This window comes from Pontiella desulfatans (assembly GCF_900890425.1).
Lineage (GTDB): Bacteria > Verrucomicrobiota > Kiritimatiellia > Kiritimatiellales > Pontiellaceae > Pontiella > Pontiella desulfatans.
Map to the genome: position 1 here is coordinate 2884956 of NZ_CAAHFG010000001.1, position 17918 is coordinate 2902873.

Below are 17918 nucleotides of genomic sequence, written 5' to 3' on the forward strand. Positions count from 1 at the left end.
ATTTAAGATTTGGCCCTGTCAAAACAGGTTGTCTATCCCTTTTCTGGTGTCGGAAAGCTGTTCATTACTTGGCCTTCTTCCGCTTTTTCTTTGGTTTTCGTACCGGCGGCTTGTCAGAGTCACTGTACACCGTCCAGCGATCATTCGTTCTCGGATCCTCCGTTGGGACTACCTGTGCATTCGCCAATTCTTCAGAATGAAGGACCTCGGCCGATATGGCTCTCCATTTTGCGATCATCGCCTTCAACCGCTCCGGCTGTGACTCGGCCAGATTATTGAGTTCGGTGCGGTCATTGGCCATATTGTAAAGTTCCCATTCCTGACCTTTAAAGCTCACCAACTTCCAATCCCCGTCACGAAGTCCCCAATCCGTATAAAATTGCAAATAGATCGGCTCCGAACGCTTGAGTTCCTCCCCTTCCAAAACCGAGCGCAGGGAAACACCGGAAACGGGGCGCAAGTCGCGCGTCGAATGCGTGGTTGGGATTTCAGCATCGCCCAGATCGGCCAATGTCGGCAGTACATCAATCAAATGCGCCGGCGTATCGACGATGGCACCGGGCTTCGTTTTCAAGCCCGCCGGCCAGTGAACGATGGCGGGGGTACTGATGCCCCCCTCAAACTGATTCTGTTTGTAATAACGAAACGGCGCATTGCGTGCCCAAGCCCAACCCGTGGAATCTCTGAAGAAAGCGCCTGCGTTGGTCGGTTCAATATTCAGTCGAAATGCTCCCACGTCGTACGGACAGGCCCCATTATCGGAGATGAACAGAATCATGGTGTTCTCGAGTTCGCCATGCTGCTTCAAATCCTCAACCAGTCGCCCCACTTCCTGATCCAGGCGATCAATCATGGCAGCAAGAGTCACCATCCTATTGATTTCATAGTCGCGCTGCCACGGGACGAGCTTATCCCATGCCCGGACTTCCGGGGGGTGCGGCGACGGATCCAACTCTTTTGAAAGCAAGCCCAGTGCCTTCTGTTTGGCGATCCGGGCATCGCGCATTTTGTCCCATCCCATGTCATAGCGCCCTTTGTATTTGGCGTAGTCTTCCGGCAAGGCGTGTAGCGGACCGTGTGGGGCATTGAACGCCACGTAGAGATAGAACGGCTTTTCGCTCTCCCGCGCCTCCTTCAGAAAATCCAGCGCAAAATCGACATTCGCCACCGTCGTGTAAAAGCCCGATTTCGGAACGTTCCATTTCTCACCGTTCAGACGGAAGGTATCGTCTCCCTTAAAGAAATTACACGCGCCGCTGAGATGTCCGAAATAGCGGTTGAAGCCGAAATCGGTGGGCTGCTTTTTCAGGTGCCACTTTCCGGTCATTGCCGTGAAATAGCCCGCCTCTTCGAGCACTTCCGCCGAGGTCACCGCGTGGGTCAGCTCGGTATCACCCGCCGCGATGCAGTATTGCCCTGAGAGCAGCGAGACGCGGGAGGAGTGGCACTTGGCGGTATTGTAGAATTGCGAGAAGCGCAAGCCGTTCGCCGCCAGCGCATCCAGATTCGGAGTCTCAATCTCGGAACCATAACAGCCGAGATCCGAAAACCCGAGGTCGTCGACCATGATGACGACGAGGTTCGGGGATTTAGCCGCCACAGCCACCACGGCAGATGTCGCCAACAACAAGGTTATCCATTTTTTCATTTCTTTCTCCAGAGCGCTTGGCGCTTGTAGCCCCTACGCTGGTAGTTGTTATCGATCACGTCGTTGATCGGCGACAACTTCACATCGCTACCGCTGACGTCCACTTGTTTGGTTTCCGCATTCCAACTCAGTTTAGCGTCCGCCGGCAAAATCAGCTCTTTATTTGTGATCATTCCAAGCAGGAGCGGTCCCTGATAGACCCTCTGATAGCCTTTGAGCGTATGGATGTTCTGCGTTTCCGCCCAATACGGAACCTGTTCAAAAGTGTAAACAAGGGCGTCGCCCGCATTCAGCTCTGCGTTCACGGTAACAAAGCCCTCTTTTTCTGCGGCGTTAACCGATTTGCCATTCAATGTAATTTCCGTTTTTCCTGCCCAAGTGGGCTTAAAGAAGGCGAGCGCAGTTCCGGCTTCCGGTGCTTTTTCCATTTTAACGCTTACGACGCCTTCGTAGGGATACGCCGTGGTAACTTGGAACGTGCCGCCTTTAAAGTTGACGGTAGCGTCGTTAAAGAATGGAAGCATCAGCGTATCACCCGATTGCACAAAAGCATACTCTTCAGCTCTCACCAATCCTTCCGAGCCGCGCATGGTGCAGCAGAACCAGGCTTCCGGCATTTTTATCTGCATAAATGGACCTTCAGCACCCAGACATTTGTCGCAACCGAATCCGCCGTTTTGACGTTGCCCGTGCCCCATTCCGTTGAAGTACATTTTATGCGCTTGTTCGAGGTAACGCGGGTTACCCGAAATTTGCCAAAGTTGGGTGGCCACCATAAAGGCATCGATTACGGCACAAGGTTCGGTATGCGTCGGGCGTCCGAACCAGTTGTAGTTCGCGTGGTTTTCCGTGGAGCCTTCACGAAGATAGAGATCAAACCGCTTTTCAGCTTCAGCGATCAACTCGGGTTTATCCGCCAATTCTGCATAGCGAATCAGGGCACGTAGTGCCGTCATCGTTGAATGGGTTTGTGCCTCGATAGCGACCAAGTCCACCTCCAGAAAACGGGCAACCATTTCGTCGATAATCGGGTAAAGGTCTTTTCGACCAAGAATGTCGGCGGCTTGGATGACCCCATCCATAAAGATGAAATCGCAGCCGACATCCGAGGAGAGCCGCCAGATGCCATCTTCACTGAGCACCTCGCCGGAAACCTTGCCTTTATTTTTGACGCGTGTTCTCGGCTCGATCGGATAAACCTTGTGTTTGCCTTGGGTCGGCACCACTAAGTTATCGGCGATCTTTTCGATCATCGTTTTGACCGCGGGGTCTTGACGATCGGCATAAAGCTCGCACAATCCGCGCAAAAGCCAGCCGTGTCCGGAAAGCTGTTGTTCGTCGCATTTCGGGAAATAATTTATGCCGAAATAGCCCACCTCATTCATTCGACCCGGCGTCATCTCCATTATTTTCGGCAGATATTTTGCTTCGCGCTCACCGGACTGCTGCAACATCGCCAGCGAAAGAATGGTGCGGCCTTCCATATCGCCCGGCCACCGGTAATTAGCTTTCCTAAAGCAACCCGTGTCTTGGATAGGCTGATAACGTTCCTCCTCCAGCCGATTAAAATTTCGGTCAATCCGTTTTCCCAGATCGCCCTTGATCTCAATGTTTTCAAGACCAATACTGGTGCGTTCACTGGTCGAGCCAGCGAAAACCGATGCCAACATTCCCAAACAACAGATCGCAATAGTTAATTTTTGCATGTTCGATTTCCTTATTCGTTAATTTTTCTTTTCTACAAGCGTTTGAACCTCATCTCCCGCAGAGAGCGGCGCGGGCAGATATTCGTGCTTGGCCAAAAATACGTGCCAGCGATAAAAAATATGCATCAGTTCCGGAGTGAGGTACGATTCTTTGGAGGAAAAAAGCCCGTGCCCTTTTCCGGGGAAAACCCACCACTCGAATTCGCTACTGGACTCCGCCACCGCCTGGCCAAACAGTTCGACCGACACCACCCGAATCAGCGGATCTTCATCCCCCATGATCACAAAGGAATCCGGCAGATTTTTGTTCAAATTGTGAATGGGCGAAAAATCGCGCCAGAACCCCTTAACTCGGTAATCGGCCTGCTTCGTAGTTGGGTGTCCATTTCCGTAGCCACCCGGGCCATTATCGATAACCGGCGAAGCCAGCAACAGCAAATCGGGACGACAACTGACACTGAGATCGTCGCCCGCATCGGTGTAATTCTTAATCGTTACCAGCGCCGTAGCGAGGTGGCCGCCCGCCGAATTTCCAGCTACCGCGATTTTATCGGGATTGATACCGAACTTCTTGGCATTCGCGCGCACCCAGCGCATCGCCGTTTTGGCATCTTTAACACACTGAATCGGTTTGATTCCCTTTTTCTCGTTAGCACGCTGATAGCGGATAGTGAACACCGAAACCCCGTGCTCGGCCAAATAGCGGCACCACCGATAGGAACCTTTGGGGTTACCCCCTCTCCAACCGCCGCCATGGATATAGACGAATGCCGGATTGTTTCCACTTTCGATCGGTTGGGTCGGCGCAAAATAGTGTACCTCCACCTGATCGCGAAGCTTGAAAATTTTAGTCGGCTTGGGGTTCCCAGCATCAAAAGATGCCTGAATCTTGTCGGAAAACTCACTGGCCTGAAGCTCACAGGTTCCCGCCATCGCCAACGCTACCCCTATGCCCGCAATCCATCTCGTCATCCTGTGTCCCTTTTTCATTTTCACTGCCCAGATTTCTGCAAAAGTTGGTAATTTATCCCCTCAAAAAAAATGAGTCAACCTACACAATCGTGTAGGGGTGGGAGGGAGTTCCGAGTTTCAAGTTTGCCGCTTCGCTGCCCGGCATTCGCCGTGCCCAACTCGACTTCGTCCGGGTGCGCTTCAATCTATTATAAAAGTTACTCTCTCGTTCTCCTGTCATCACTTTTGCCGGTAGCCGTCGAAGCGCTCCATGGAAGAACCTTCATACTTCCGCTTCAGCTGCCAGATCGGGCGTTCGAGCTCGAGCTCCCAGGCAAAAATCTTTTTGTAGAGTTCCCGTACTGTTTGCGGCTGCGCGGCAGCCAGGTTGTTCACCTCGGAGGGATCCTTGGAAATATCATAGAGCTCGGCGGGGCGATCCGGCAGACGAATCAGCTTCAGGTCGCCTTCGCGGATGGCGGCGCGCGTCTCCTTTTTCCAGTAGAGCGTTTGGTGCGGACGATCCGCCTTTTTGCCTGTCAGATACGGAAGCAGGCTGACGCCGTCAATTTTCTGCAGCGTGTCGGCTCCACCGGCAACGTCGACAAAGGTCGGCAAAAGGTCCAGCAGCGAAATCGGATGTGCATAGGTCGTATCGGCTGTAAATTTGCCGGGCCATTTGATCAGAAACGGCACACGGATTCCGCCTTCTAGATGGGTGGCCTTCACGCCGCTGAGCGGATCGTTTTTTGCCGAGTTTTGCGGGGTTCCGCCGTTGTCGTTGGTGAATACGACGAGCGTATTTTCGGCTAAGCCGAGGGTTTCCAGTTGATCCAGCACCTGGCCGCAGGCCCGATCCATGGCGAGCATCATTGCCGCTTGCTTTTTACGGTTCCCCTTCAATTTCGGGAAGTGGGCCATATCCTCGTCGCGCGCGTGCATCGGGGCATGCACCGCATTAAAGGAGAGGAACACAAAGAAGGGGTCTTTCTGGTTCCGCTCGATAAAGGCGCAGGCTTCGTCGGCGAGTACATCGGTTAAGTAGCCGTCGTGCTCCTTAAAGCCCGCAAAATCGCGCTCCATCCAGTTGAGTGGATCGACTTTTTGGCCCTTTTTGTAAGCGTAATAGCTCCGCGCGCCGCCGCGGAATCCGTAGAATTCATCGAACCCCCGCTTGAGCGGATGGAACCGGTCGGCTCCGCCCTGATGCCATTTTCCCAAAATGATGGAGCGATAGCCCTGCGCTTTCAAATAATCGGCGACGGTTTTCTGATCCAGCGGCAATCCCATATCCTCGCCCGTCAACCCGGCATCGCTCATCGCTCTCGGCACGTTATTCTCTTCAAAGCCAAACCGTTGCTGATAGCGCCCAGTGAGCAGCCCTGCCCGACTCGGTCCGCACACCGAGGCACTGACATACGCCTGCGTGCAGCGAATACTCTGTTTTGCGAGCTGATCCAAACGGGGCGTTTGGCACTCGGTGCTGCCGTGAAACCCGAAGTCGGCATAACCCGCATCATCGGAAAAAAGCAGGACGATGTTAGGCGGCTGAGCCTGCAGCGAAGCGGTCGTACAAGCGGCGAGTAGTGCAATTTTCAATTTCATAACAGTTCCTTTTTTAGCGGGCGATTAGTTTTACCGGACCAAGCATACCAGAAGAGAGCAGCGGCTTCTTGCTGTTGATGTGATCCCATTTCCATGCATAGAAAGCGGTGCGGTCTTTGACCGGACGCTCGCTGTTGTTGAGCACCCAATCCGGAATTTTTTTCAGTCCCATTCCACTGGCAGTCGAGCCGGTCTCCGTCGTCCAGACGTGATCGTCTTTAAAGCGCTGGTCGCCGATCAGGCGATTGACCCATAGGTTGGCGACGGTCACTTCAACTTTATTTTCGCCCGCGCGGAGTGCGTTGGCGATATTCACCCGATACGGCGGTTTCCAGGCGATCCCGCAGTTTTTGCCGTTCACCTTGACTTCGGCGATCACGTCGACTTGACCCAGATCGATCAACATTTCATCGGCTTTCGCGAGCTGCTGTTTGGTAAGGGCGAATGTTTTTTGATAAGTCGCCGTTCCGGAATGGTATTTCAGCTTATCGAGTTTCGTCCACGACTGAAGTTGAGCCATTGACGCTGATCCGCCGTTGGAAAAGTTCAAATTCCAGTCGGAGCTCAAATCCGCGATTTGCTGCTCTTTTTTCGACCACGGCGCGGGTTTCGTCGCGGTCGCGACGCTCGGATCGCGGAACACCACAAAGTAGGCCTCGTTCGGGCCAAACTTGAGTTCGATTTCGGTGTGTTCGCTACCGCTTGGAGTGGCGCTCAGCTTGCAGATTTCGCCGCTGTCGGGGAACCAAAGCTCCGGTACTTTTCCGCTCACGCGGAAACGGGCTTTCACGGTTTTAGTCACCGCGTGCTGGTTACTCAAAAAGTAAACCTCATCCGCGCCGACCTGGCGGTGAATAAAGTCGATTCCAACACCGGGGTACATTGTTTTACCCAGCTTCTGTGTGCCGACAACCGAAAAACTAAAATCGGGCGCGATGCCGTGCTTTTTCAGAATGTTGCTAAGCGGCTCGCCCCAATAGATGACGCCCTGCCCGTATTGGTTTGATTTGACCTTTCGGCCATTGGCCGCGCCCCAAATCCGTTTCGTCAAAGCGGCAAATTGATCGCGCTCCGCTTTCGCGGTGTTCCCGGGTGCCGAGGCGGGTTTGGCACCTGAAATCACGGCACCAGCTTTCAACAGTTCCTCCACTTTCTTCAGCACCTCGACCGACATCCACGGCGAATGCGGGAGTTGCAGGACACCGAAATCCGAACCGTTTTTCGTCAACAAGCGCCCTTTTTTTACGGTCAACTGCATCAGAATTTCGGTGTTGCACATCGAGTAGTCGTAGCTGTACGGCAAATCCTTGAGGATATGTCCGCCGCGATACAAATGCCCGCTTTTCAGCGGAGCATCCTCGCCCGCATAGCAAACCACATCACCGACAAACTTACCCTGCTGCAACATATACTGGTTGCGGGCGAGATACTCGAGAAAGTCTCCCACATACGGCCACCATGTATTGCGCGAATCAAAGCGCGAGCCGTAGGTGCCCAGACCAAGACCGGGTGCCTGTTCGTACGGATCGTGCGCCCAGGTGTGAAAACAGAATTTGTTGACGCCCTGTGCCATGAAATAGTCGCCCTGCACTTTGATGCCGCCGGGGTGCGATTCAAAAATCCGCTTTGGCGATCCTGTAAACGCCTCGGAGCTGACGACTTTGCGTCCGTAGGTGTGGGCGGCAGACGCAACGAGCCGCGCTTCGCCAATGCGGTCTTGCTGCTTTAAATTGGCCCACCATTCGCAGGTCGGGATATCCACTTTCCCCGCCATATCAAAATCGTTCGCGTTGCCGTAGCGGCCATACGGTTCCGACGCGAATTTCACACCGGCTTTGGCGCAGTTTTCCTGCATCCGCCCGTAGTAGTTTCCGACGATCATGTCGCTGATCAGCTTGCGGTAATCCCATAGCACCCGCTCGGTATATTCGGGGCTTTGGATGACCCGTCCGGTCAAAATCGGCAGCACCTTTTTTAAATCGTAGCCGTGGCGGTCGATAAATTTCTGATCAAACCCGGCGGTCCAGTTTTGATGTCCGGCCTCGTAGCTGTCGCACAATATATTCTGAAAAACGGTTCCGGCACGATCCCCGGCGAGGCGGACAACCCGACTGAGGAAGTGTTCCCAGTAAAAGTCCATGGCTGCCGCCGACATTTTGTCGATTTCAAGCCCTCTGCCACCGTGAGCGGCGGGATGGTTCCCGCGTCCGGTCGGTTGGTATCCCATCCGGAGGATCGTCCATTCGCCAGCGGGCGCTTCCCATTCTAGGAATCCGTCAGCGTTCATGTACTCAGAAAGGTCAATAACCTGATCCTGACGGATCAACTGGCTTTTCGGAATCTTGAGCTTGTCGGGATTCATGTAGCCCGCGAGCTTGGCGAAACCGGCTTTTTCGCGCCAATTTTTCAGCGTCCGTGGCTTTTCGCCTTTTGGAATGGAGGGAACCGCGAAGACAGCGAGATCGCGAAAACAACCCTCTAATCCTTTACGGGGCATGTAATAGCGCTGATTAATCTTGGGATTCTTTTTCATATCCCGTTCCAGCCCGAGCACGGCTTTGGGAACGGTGAGCTGAATCTTCGCCTTGCCGGGACCATTAAAGCGCGCCTCGGTCCACGCGACTTCCTGCATCGCCATTTCGGGCGTCACAAACGGAGCCCCCGTGGCCGACCAGCCGGCGCAGTTAAATATTTCCATAAACAGGCCCAGCCGTTCGGCTTCGTTCATGGTGTGTTCCACCAACTCCCACCATTCGGGCGTTCCGTACTTTACGGGGCCTTTGGGGATTCCCTCGTGCGTATTCCAGAGGCCGAAACCGCCCAGACCGGAACGCTTCATTTCTTCCAAATCGCGGGTAATCGATTCGCGGGTTACATGCCCGTTCATCCAGTGCCACCAGGTCCACGGCTTATATTCATCGGCGGGCTTCTTAAACCCGGATTCCAGCGAGGCGGTTGAGGCAACCGCTGACAAACCGGCGCATCCACAGAGTGCTAAAACACACATTATTTTCTTCATCATTTTTTCCACTCCACCTTATTTAAAAATATCGTATTCCGGGTTCACGCATCGGTCTTTTGCGCCGTTATATACTTTTTTGAGTTCCGCCTCGCTCGGAGGGATCAGGCCTTTATCGCCCGTACTTTTTTCCCATTGTTCCAGCTGCGCGCGGTGTTTTTTGAGGATCGCGGCATATTCGGGATGATCAGCCAGATTGTTCAGCTGGTTGGGATCTTTGGTGAACTCATAGAGCTCTTCGGATTTCCGCTGTGCGGCGTCATGGTATGAGGCTTGCAGCGGCGTGAGCTTATTCTCGGCATACAGCTTTCTGATATTAATGAAAGTGGCAAATTTATCGCGGTATGCCGGCTGATACAGCGGCCGGTCGGTCATGTAGTTTTTGATGTAGACAAACTTATCGGTCCGGACCGAACGGACGTGATCGATCGCGTTGCCCATACGGTCTTTGGCCGAAATCACGCACGCGCGAGGGTGATAATTTTCCGCAAACAGATTTTTTCCCTCCATAAAGTCCGGCACATCCATTCCGGCCAGCGCGAGCGAGCTGGCGGTGATATCGATTCCGCTAACCAAATCATCACGAACCGTTCCGTTTTCTGCCAGCTTTTGACTCCCGTTAGGCCAGCAAACAATCAGGGGCACCTGAGCGCCTTCATCATAAAGATGTTGCTTGGCGCGCGGCATCTGGCAACCGTGATCAGTGAAGAAAAAGACGATCGTGTTATCCCAAATTTCATATTTCTTGAGCGCATCAATAATCGCGCCGACCTGACTGTCGCAATAAGCGATCTGCTCATAGTGGCGGGCGATGGCGTTGCGCATCACGGAATTATCCGGGTACTGCGGTGGCACGGTCACTTCGCTCTCTTTTATGCGGCTTGGGGCGGGATATTTATTCCCCGCTTCGCCCTGATATTTTCCGCCATAAAGCTGGATCTGCCCGAAAAACTGCTTGCCTTTCAGCTGTTTGAGCCAAGTTAAATCATGTCCGACCAGATGACTGCGCATGGCGTTCTTTTTGGGTCGCTTAAATTCGGGCGAAAACAGGTCGTTCTGTTTATAGGTAAAGTTGTAGTCAGCTTTCTTTTCGTTGAAGGTAAGGTACCCCGCTTTACGGAACAATTGCGGAATCGTAGTTACCCCTTCAGGCAGCGACTTTTTGATCATCGTCCGATGCTGATGCAAACCGTGCGAGGTTTGCATGGTGCCGGTGATCAGTGCCGAGCGGGTCGCTGAGCAAACCGGCGCGGGCATATAGGCGCGATTAAATTTTACGCCCTGCTCCGCGAGCATATCGATATTGGGCGTGGGAACCGTTGAGTCACCGTAACAGCCCAGCCAGCCGCTCATATCGTCCACGTAGATCCACAACACATTAGGGGCTTCGTGACAAAACCCGGAAAGAACCGATGTAAAAAGCGCGAAGGCGGCTATCATTTTTTTCATTTTCTATCTATCCTTTTGCTGTATAGCCGATCATCTTGCGGAGCGCTTTGATGTGATCTTTCCCAATCGCGCGCGGGTTGGCATTGTGTTGGATGCATAATGAGGCGGCGCACCCGGTTGCCACACCCATCTGAGCGCAGGTATTCATCACGCGCGGACCACCGAGCCCGATATGAGAACAACTGAAGCATCGTCCGGCCATCATAAGATTATTGATGTCCTTGGCGTATAAACTACGAAATGGGATGTAATAGGTCTTTCTTTTGATTTTCTCGCCTTTGTATGTTCCCCGAAAGTGCATTGCTTTCGAGATATAAGAGTACTTTAATCCGGTCTCTGATTGCTGATAATGCCCATCCATGGGCCGGACCTCTTCAACTACGCTGTCAGGGAATTCAATACCACTCCTGCAGTCTGACATTGTGAAAATATGATCTCCCATAATGCGGCGCGATTCACGGCGTCCGCCGATATAGGCCACCCACTTCAGTTCAACCAGATCGTTCTCCGTCAACTTCTTCGCATTGGAAAAATTACCGTAAATGGCGCGGAACATATGATCGCGGATCTGTTCGGCATCGCGGATCTGATGCAGGTCATTGTCCGAATACTCCCAGAACCATTCGCCGTTAATTTTGGCTGAGTCCTTTGATACCGGTTGCGCCCAAGGAACCTCCGGGAAGGTCGATTTCGTCTGACCCTGTTTTGAATTCCACAGGATACTGGTTCCCATCACGCGGTTATCCGCCACTTTCGGGCTCCACAGGTCGCCATGTTCAGCCCACTCCTCGCCAAATTCCGATGCTGCTTCGCGCCCGTAACGGCAAGTTGCGCCGGACCAGTAGCCGAGCCAGCCATCACCCGTAGCGTCAATAAACTGAGCCGCCTTAAAACGGCGGATCACGCCGGTCCGGGAATCCCGGGCGTCCACACTGACAATCGTATCCCCATCCTTCTCCAAACCAATCGCAAGATGGTTTGCAAACAGCGCCACTTCACTGGCCTTCATGCTAGCTTCACGTTTTTTCTGATCCTGAATGGCGCGGGCATCACCATTCGGCCAGTGTTCGGTATCAATTTTATCGATAAGCCGCTTACTCTTACCGTGGATTCCCAGCGTGTGAACCCGTATTTCGGCACTAGCATTACCGCCGAAAACAGGACGGTCATGGATCAAGGCCACTTTGACCCCTTTCTCTGCAGCGGCCAATGCGGCGGCACAACCGCTCATTCCGCCCCCGACAACCACCAGCTCATATTGCTCCGTTTTCACGGTCAGCTTGCTACGACCAGAGAGTTGATCTTTCCAGCCCATCACATCAGCGGGTGTGCTCGGAAGCTTCGGGTTTTTCTCTTTCGAAAAATAGACTGCATCAATACGCCCCTCAAAACCGGTCAGGTCTTTCAGCGTCACCGTATTCGTTCCGGCTTTGAGTGCTACTTTGCCTCCGCTCTGCCAAGCCCAGCCCTTTTCGGTGCCGAAGGTCGTATCGAGTGCCTTGCCGTTAATCGCGACTTTAAATTGACCCGGCGCATCCCAGTTGCCCGGACACCAGTCTTTTGTGCGCACGAAAACATACCACTTTCCATCTTTCGGAATGGTCACATCGGTCATCGCATCAACCACCGGCTTACCCATCCCGTGTGCTAACAAATAACAGCCACCCATCTGCTGATAAAACTGAGTATCGAGCTTCCAGCCGCCTCGATTCTTAAAGGTGCAGGCTTCCAGCAAAACACCAGCAGATGACAGGGTGTTTTTAGCAAATAAATAATTCGGTGCCAGGGCGGTGACAACCGAGGTGCCGCCCACAATTCGGGTAAATTCTCTTCTGTTCATAATAACGTCTCCTTATCTAAAAGTTATAAATCCACGGACCATCCAGTTTTTACCGTTCTCAGTATTTATAGTTTAATCAATAGCTGCTGTCTCCTGTAGGAAACTACAGCTATTGAACATGAATTAATCATTCAACGCGGGATCAGTTCTTTTTCCAGAGCACTTGACGCTTGTAGGTTTGGCGATCGTACATGACATCAATGACATCATTGATCGGAGCCAGCTTCAATTTGCCGAGCTTGATCTCTTTGGTCTGAGCATTCCACTTTAGCTTAGCGTTTTTCGGCAAGGTCGTTTCCTTTTTGGTCATCGCGCCCAGCACCAACGGCCCCTGATACACCTTTTGATACCCCTTGATTGTGTGGATGTTGTGGGTATCCGCCAGATAAGGCTCCTGCTTGAAGGAGTAAACCAGCGTGTCGCCCGCTTTCAACGCCGCGTTTACGGAGACAAAGTTATCCTTTTCAGCGGATTCTACGCTTTTACCGTTAAGCGCGACGGCCGTTTTTCCAGCCCAAGAGGGTTTGAAAAAAGATAGCGCGGTTCCGGATTCCGGTGCTTTTTCCACCTTAACCGTTACGGATCCGTCGTACGGATACGCGGTGGAAATGTTCAGCATGCCGCCTTTAAAGGCGACGGTTGCATCGTTAAAGAACGGGAGCATGAGTGTATTGCCGGACTGCACAAAGCTGTATTCCGCCGCTTTGACCAACCCTTCAGAACCGCGCATAGAGCAGCACCACCACGCTTCAGGATTGCTCAGGTAAAGGTTTGCATCTTTACTGCCGAGACATTTATCACAGCCGAATCCGCCATTTGCACGTTGTCCGTGCCCCATTCCGTTGAAGTAGATTCTGTGCGCCTCTTCCAGATAGCGGGTGTTGCCGGTAGCTTGCCAAAGTTGGTACCCGACCATAAACCCATCGATAAAGGCGCAGGGCTCGGTATGGGTCGGGCGCCCGAACCAGTTGTAATTCGCATGATTCTCAGTGGAACCTTCCCGAACATACAGGTCGAAGCGTTTTTCGGTTTCGGCGATCAGTTCGGGGTTATCGGTCATTTCCGCATAGCGAACCAGGCCGCGCAATGCGGTCAGCGTTGCATGGGTCTGCGCTTCGATGGCGACCAGATCCACCTCTAGGAAGCGGGCGACCATTTCGTCGATAATCGGGTAAATATCTTTGCGGTTAAGAACGTCGGCCGCTTGAATGACACCGTCCATAAAGATGAAGTCGCAACCCACATCGGTCGAAAGACGCCAGACGCCTTCCACTCCGGCAACCTCGCCAGAATAACTCCCCTTCCCTTTTGCGCGAGTGGTCGGGTCGATCGGATAGACTTTGTGTTTTCCTTGGGTCGGAACCACCAGATTATCGACGATGTTTTCAATCATCTTTTTAACTGAGGGGTCTTTGCGATCCAGATACAGCTCACACAATCCGCGCAGGAGCCAGCCATGCCCGGAAAGCTGCTGCTCGTCACATTTCGGGAAATAATTTTTGCCGAAATAGCCCAGCTCATTCATCCGACCGGGCACCACTTCCATCGTTTTGGGCAGATATTTGGCATCGCGCTCACCGGCCTGCTGCAACATAGCCAGCGACAGAATGGTGCGCCCTTCCATATCGCCCGGCCAACTGTATTGGGGAACACGAAGGCACCCTTTATCCACGATGGGCTGAAAGCGCTCGCTTTCCAACCGGTCAAAATTTCGATGAATCCGTTTTTCCAAATCTCCTTTTATCTGGATATTTTCAAGACCAATGCTGGCGCGTTCACTTTGCTGACCGGCCCAAACCGATGTCAACATGCCCAAACAGAATAATGCCGTAGTTGTTTTTCTCATCTTACTTCTCCTTTGTTTTAAGTTCGATAGACCATTGACCGGAAGATAGCTCAATCCGGATCTCGTTGTTCGTTATCCCCTGAAACCTGCAACCAGCCGGACATTTTTTTTGCGTTCCGGCTATCCAAACCACGGTTCCATTTACCTTTAAAATATTCGTCTTTTCGCCTAACGGAAGGACCGCCGTGGCAGTGGTTCCCGTCGGCGAGGTCAAATCCATTGAAAGTACTCCGTCTTCGGCTTTGTTCAGCTCCATTTCGATGGTGCCGAATTGGGTTGGGACTTTGGTGCGAATCTGTTTAAGGGGTCCCATTTGCGGCCTGACCGAATAGGTTTTAAAAGCCGGGCTGGTGGGCTGCACGCCGGCAACATATTGGTGCATCATCGTCAGTCCGCCACCGGACCAGGCGTGGTTGATCGTGCCGTGATTCGCGCGATCCTCTCCGCCGCCGAAATTTTCGTACAGCGTTGAGATCGGAGCATCGATCATTTTGGCGAACCGCTTCAAGATCCGCTCAACCGCCTGATCCGCAGTACCCATTATGAAGAGCGATTCGAGCACATATTTTTCCATGTACGGCGACGCGTTATACTCCTGTTTCAGCACCTGCTGAATCGCGGGATAATATTCGGGTTTTGCCAGTCCGGCAACCACCGCCATCGCATTGGCGCGGTCATCAGTCAGCCCCTTATGCGTCGCGCTCCGATACTGTTTGCCGTCCCAAAAGGTTTTGTTGAAGTTCGCCTCAATCGATTTCATCGTCGCCTGATAGCCCGCGATATCGGCCGTGTTCCCGGAAAGTTGCGCCATTTCGACCGCAGCTTTAAGCGCGAGATAGAGCCAGGCATTTTCCACCACAGGCACATCTTTGTGTTTGCCCCAGTCGGTCCAGTCCCAGTCGCCGGTCCGATGGATCACCAGGCCGTCAGCCCCTAATTTCCAGAGCGACAGATAATCCCTGACGTGCGGGTAGACATCAACGATCGTCTGCTGGTCGTCGGTGTACCAGTAATAATACCAGAACCCGTACCAGCCCACACTGGCGAGCATTTGACGCGGCAACTCTTTATACCAAGTGCCGTCCTTCCTTCTCGCCTTACGGTTGCCCGGTTTCGGCACTCCGGCCGGAATTGGCGAATAAAGCACCTTGTCGTCGCGCTGCCATTTCGCCAGCTCGTAAATACCTTTTTTGGCCAACATCGGCCCTTTGACCGCATCGAAAACGTAAAAGGCTTCGCCCATTTCGTTAACCATATCGCCCCACCACTGGGCGCGTTCGCGATCCGGGCAGTCGAAGTAGGTATCGCGCATCGTAACGTAAAGGGTTCGGAACGATTTTTGCCACAGTTCGTTCAGCCGCGCGTTGTCGCATTCGAACATACCGACCACATCCGCGTCATAGCCGGTTTCTCGGTAAAGGATTTCGAGAACTTCGACGCCCTGCGGGATTTTGTAGTGGATGTGATGGCCGTTGATCCAAGCGGGCGTTTCGAACTCCTGATTTCCATTTTTGGTGATGTATTCGCTGCGAACACACGCGTTTCCGGTCACGATGTAGTTATCGCTACGGATATCGATCTTTTTTCCCGCCTTCGCTTTCAGCTTGATGTACGGAGTGACATGACAGTTATACGGGAGCTTGCCGGTAACGGTTGTGGAACCGTCTTTGTTTGTTTTTTTGGTGACCTGCTCATATTTCCGAAACCCAGAATCGAGCCACTGCGGAATCTGACGTTTGGCGAGTCGGCCCCACGGACGACAGGGCGGTGTGCCCAATTCAGCCGCATTTTGCCAAGCGGTATCATCAAATGCCGGCGCGGTCCAGTCGCCCAAATCTTTGCGGGCATCAAAGAGGACGTTGGATTCGGGCAGACGGAAATTCGGAAGCGGTTTTCCGGTCATGCCGAACGCCGGATGCTTGATGACTTTCCACGAGGAGTCCGAATGAAACAATGGGGTATCAAAAATCAACCCCGCCTTTCCGCTGTTGTTATGCGAAAAGCCGTGTTTGCCAAAGTGCCACATCAAAACCGCGATGGTGTTATCGCCCTTTTTCAGATAAGGGGCAATGTCGACCGGGTCGTAATAGGTATCCTTCGGATTGGGACCCCGTTTCAACTGCCCTTCAAAGACCGCCATTTCGCCGTTGATCCAGAGCCAGTATTTACTGTCGCACGCGATGTTGGCGATCACCTCTTCAGGCACCGAATCCAGCTCAATCTGGGTGCGGTACGCGAGCCAGGTATTGACGGCAGACTTTTCGGTAAGCCCGATCCATTTTGCGTTCCAGTCGGTTTTAAATTCGAACCCGAACGCGGTTGAGCTCAGCAGCATTCCTATTAGCATTAATTTTTTCATACGCTTATTTCCCTTCAGATGCCCATTTTTTCATTACGGCGATATTGGCCTCGATGGATTGAACCTTCTCGGTGTCTTTGCGCCTTATAAAACCTGATAAATAAGCCGCCATACTACTGCCGTAGCTTTCTTCGCTTTCAGGGGATATTCCTTGATCGCCCGTGTCTTTTACCCAGCCGGACAAGAGGGTTCTCAACTCTTCCAGTTTTGAAGCGTAGGCTTTATCCGCAGCCAAATTGTTGATTTCAAACGGATCGGCGGACAGATCGTACAGTTCCTCGGTCGGACGCGTTTGGGCGGTCACTATTTTTTGGGCCGCATTGAGTTTTCCCTGCTGATCCAATTGGCGCAGTTTTTGCATCCAAGGCTTGGTGTCTTTATAGTCGCAGGGTTGCAGATAGGGACGATTCGGCAGGTAGTTTTTGATGTATTTTAAATTCCCCTTCCGGACGCTGCGGATGTGATCGACCGTTTCATCGCACCGGTCGCGGGCGGTGACCACAAACTCGCGCGGTTGATGGTTTTCGTTAAACAGCGGTTTGGCATCCATAGTTTCGGGGATTTTGATTCCGGCAAACTCCAACGAAGTCGCCGCCATATCGATATGGGCAATGAGCTCCTCTTTAACCTGCGGTTTTAAGTGTTTTGGGGCCCAGACGATAAACGGAATGCGCGCGCCTTCGTCGTAGAGGAACTGTTTGCCGCGTGCCTGACTGATGCCGTGGTCGGTAATGAAGAAAATAACGGTGTTATCCAGCAACTTCTCCGTTTTTAAGCGCTTGATGATCTTGCCAACTTCGAGGTCGGTGAAGGTTACCGAGTTAAGATATTCCGCCCAATCTTTGCGGTACTCGGCGCAGTCAGGATAGTACGGCGGCAGGGTTACCTCATCAGGGCTCACCAAATGCTCAGGGATCGCGCGGTTTACTTCATCGTTCCATTTTTCAACATTGCGCAATTTTCCGCCGCGCAGCTGGATCTGCGCAAAAAACGGCTGACCATTGGCTCGCTTGGACCAACCGGGCGCGTCGTAGAGCTTTTTGCGGCTATAGACGAAGTTGTAATCCTCCTTGCCGTATCTCTTCGGATTTTCCTGACTGTTGCAGGTGTAATAGCCATTCGCCTTGAAAATTTCGGGAATCGTTTTTATGCCTTTCGGCAGCTGGATTTTATGCGCGCCGCGCGACGAGCGATGGTTGTGCGCGCCGATGGAGGTTTGATACATGCCGGTAATCATGCCCGACCGGCTGGCGGAACAGACCGGCGCGGCAACATAGGCGTTCTCGAAAACAACGCCCTCTCCGGCCAGTTTGTCGACGTTCGGGGTGTGCACCAATTTTTCGCCCTGATAGCCAAAATGGCAGGACATATCTTCGACGACAATCCAGAGGATGTTCGGCCTGCCCTGAGCCTGTCGAAGAGGTTTCTCGGTGGCCAGAGCCGAAGTTAACAGGCTCAAACAAAACAGGGTTGTGGTTAATCTCTTCATTCTCTT

General features: G+C 52.8%; 10 protein-coding genes. All 10 read right to left on the bottom strand.

What is annotated here, in order from left to right; genetic code table 11:
* Nucleotides 1-64: 64 nt before the first annotated feature.
* Nucleotides 65-1648 (bottom strand): arylsulfatase, encoded by a 1584-nt coding sequence (locus E9954_RS10205; protein ID WP_136079076.1) that lies wholly within the window; start codon nt 1646-1648, stop codon nt 65-67.
* Nucleotides 1645-3354, bottom strand: coding sequence for a glycoside hydrolase family protein (locus E9954_RS10210; protein ID WP_136079077.1), 1710 nt, complete (start codon nt 3352-3354; stop codon nt 1645-1647). The genes E9954_RS10205 and E9954_RS10210 overlap by 4 nt, the downstream gene beginning before the upstream one ends.
* Nucleotides 3355-3372: 18 nt before the next feature.
* Nucleotides 3373-4326 (bottom strand): alpha/beta hydrolase, encoded by a 954-nt coding sequence (locus tag E9954_RS10215; protein WP_168442140.1) that lies wholly within the window; start codon nt 4324-4326, stop codon nt 3373-3375.
* Nucleotides 4327-4545: 219 nt separating this feature from the next.
* Nucleotides 4546-5910 (bottom strand): sulfatase, encoded by a 1365-nt coding sequence (locus tag E9954_RS10220; protein ID WP_136079079.1) that lies wholly within the window; start codon nt 5908-5910, stop codon nt 4546-4548.
* 13 nt (nt 5911-5923) lie between these two features.
* On the bottom strand, nt 5924-8932 hold the full coding sequence (locus E9954_RS10225; RefSeq protein ID WP_136079080.1) for a glycosyl hydrolase: 3009 nt from the start codon (nt 8930-8932) through the stop codon (nt 5924-5926).
* A gap of 15 nt (nt 8933-8947) precedes the next feature.
* Complete coding sequence (locus E9954_RS10230) at nt 8948-10378, bottom strand: sulfatase family protein (protein ID WP_136079081.1); 1431 nt, start codon at nt 10376-10378, stop codon at nt 8948-8950.
* A 7-nt stretch (nt 10379-10385) separates the two neighbouring features.
* Nucleotides 10386-12218: an FAD-dependent oxidoreductase gene (locus tag E9954_RS10235; RefSeq protein WP_136079082.1), complete on the bottom strand. Its 1833-nt coding sequence runs from the start codon at nt 12216-12218 to the stop codon at nt 10386-10388.
* 142 nt (nt 12219-12360) lie between these two features.
* On the bottom strand, nt 12361-14118 hold the full coding sequence (locus E9954_RS10240; RefSeq protein WP_136079083.1) for a beta-L-arabinofuranosidase domain-containing protein: 1758 nt from the start codon (nt 14116-14118) through the stop codon (nt 12361-12363).
* Complete coding sequence (locus tag E9954_RS10245) at nt 14066-16423, bottom strand: alpha-L-rhamnosidase-related protein (RefSeq protein ID WP_136079084.1); 2358 nt, start codon at nt 16421-16423, stop codon at nt 14066-14068. The genes E9954_RS10240 and E9954_RS10245 overlap by 53 nt, the downstream gene beginning before the upstream one ends.
* A 4-nt stretch (nt 16424-16427) precedes the next feature.
* Nucleotides 16428-17912 (bottom strand): sulfatase family protein, encoded by a 1485-nt coding sequence (locus E9954_RS10250; protein WP_136079085.1) that lies wholly within the window; start codon nt 17910-17912, stop codon nt 16428-16430.
* Nucleotides 17913-17918 lie beyond the last annotated feature (6 nt).

Bases quoted from the DNA above. Each gene is read 5' to 3' on its own strand.
- E9954_RS10205 (WP_136079076.1), bottom strand. From the start codon at position 1,648: ATGAAAAAATGGATAACCTTGTTGTTGGCGACATCTGCCGTGGTGGCT.
- E9954_RS10210 (WP_136079077.1), bottom strand. From the start codon at position 3,354: ATGCAAAAATTAACTATTGCGATCTGTTGTTTGGGAATGTTGGCATCG.
- E9954_RS10215 (WP_168442140.1), bottom strand. From the start codon at position 4,326: ATGACGAGATGGATTGCGGGCATAGGGGTAGCGTTGGCGATGGCGGGA.
- E9954_RS10220 (WP_136079079.1), bottom strand. From the start codon at position 5,910: ATGAAATTGAAAATTGCACTACTCGCCGCTTGTACGACCGCTTCGCTG.
- E9954_RS10225 (WP_136079080.1), bottom strand. From the start codon at position 8,932: ATGATGAAGAAAATAATGTGTGTTTTAGCACTCTGTGGATGCGCCGGT.
- E9954_RS10230 (WP_136079081.1), bottom strand. From the start codon at position 10,378: ATGAAAAAAATGATAGCCGCCTTCGCGCTTTTTACATCGGTTCTTTCC.
- E9954_RS10235 (WP_136079082.1), bottom strand. From the start codon at position 12,218: ATGAACAGAAGAGAATTTACCCGAATTGTGGGCGGCACCTCGGTTGTC.
- E9954_RS10245 (WP_136079084.1), bottom strand. From the start codon at position 16,423: ATGAAAAAATTAATGCTAATAGGAATGCTGCTGAGCTCAACCGCGTTC.
- E9954_RS10250 (WP_136079085.1), bottom strand. From the start codon at position 17,912: ATGAAGAGATTAACCACAACCCTGTTTTGTTTGAGCCTGTTAACTTCG.